Source organism: Burkholderia sp., from assembly GCF_018375725.1.
In the GTDB taxonomy this organism is placed as follows: domain Bacteria; phylum Pseudomonadota; class Gammaproteobacteria; order Burkholderiales; family Burkholderiaceae; genus Burkholderia.
Map to the genome: position 1 here is coordinate 1 of NZ_JAHACR010000533.1, position 1,234 is coordinate 1,234.

Sequence of the window (1,234 nt, forward strand, 5' to 3'; positions counted from 1 at the left end):
TGAATCGACCAGATTTCTATAGCCACCTACGAGCCTGACAGACTGGCCTGTCGTTCGAACTCTACCGGAGAGACGCCACCATTAGAACTATGGCGTCGCTTCGGGTTGTAAAACATCTCGATGTAATCGAACACATCGCTGCGTGCGTCGTCTCGGGTCAGATAGATCCGGCGTTTGATCCGCTCGCGTTTCAAGAGCTGGAAGAAGCTTTCGGCCACTGCATTATCGTGGCAGTTACCACGCCGGCTCATGCTGCAAACGATGTTGTGGGTCTGCAGGAAGGCTTGCCATTGCTGCCCGGTGAACTGGCTGCCCTGATCCGAGTGCAGCATCAACCCCGGTGCCGGCTTGCGCCGCCATACGGCTGCCAGCAAGGCCTGCAACACCAGATCGGTCTGCATCCGGCCGTCCATGGCCCAGCCCACAACCTGCCGTGAGTACAAGTCAATGACCACGGCCAAGTAAAGCCAGCCTTCATGCGTGCGGATATAGGTGATGTCCGTAACCCAGTGGGTATTGGCCGCCTGAACATCGAACTGCCTGTCCAGCCGGTTGGGCGCTACAACAGACGGTTGGCCGACGCCGGCTCTAGGACGGCGTCCGTAGCCAACCTGCGCTCGCAGACCTTCACCGTGCATCAGCCGGGCAACCCGGTTCTTGCTGCATCGCTCACCCAGGTCACGCAGGTCTTGCGTCACCTTGCGGTAGCCATAAACCGTGCCGCTTTCCAGCCAGGACTGCTTGATCAGACCCAGAAGGCGCTGATCTTCCGTATGCCGAGCGCTGTGGGGTTGGCGCTGCCAGGCGTAAAAGCCGCTGCGCTGGACGCGTAGCACCCGGCACATGCTCGTGACCCGGAATTGCTTCAAGTGCGTCTGCATGAAGACGTACTTCGCCCTTACCCCTTGGCAAAGTACGCCGCGGCTTTTTTTAAGATGTCGCGCTCCTCGGTGACCCGCTTGAGTTCGGCCTGCAATCGCCGGTTCTCCGCCAGAAGCGTGCGGTCAGCCAGATCAATCTCGGGAGCCTTGCGACGTACCTTCACCCATTCGTAAAGCGTGTGGCTACTGACGCCCAATCTCTCGGCCACTTCCCGGACCGGACGGCCTAGATCAATGACCTGCTTGGCCGCCTCAGCCTTGAACTCATCCGTATACCGCTTGCTGCTCATATCCATCTCCTTGGTCACCGTAATATACGGCTAGAAGATGGCTAGGAAATTCTGGTCGATTCA

The 1,234-nt window shown here is 58.6% G+C and carries 1 protein-coding gene; it reads right to left on the reverse strand.

Annotated elements, in window-relative coordinates:
- Positions 1-26: 26 nt before the first annotated feature.
- A protein-coding gene (locus KH616_RS25160) for an IS3 family transposase (RefSeq protein ID WP_292255284.1) occupies positions 27-1,171 on the reverse strand; the annotation gives its coding sequence in 2 pieces (ribosomal slippage) (positions 27-925 and positions 925-1,171; 1,146 coding nt in all).
- Positions 1,172-1,234: the final 63 nt, after the last annotated feature.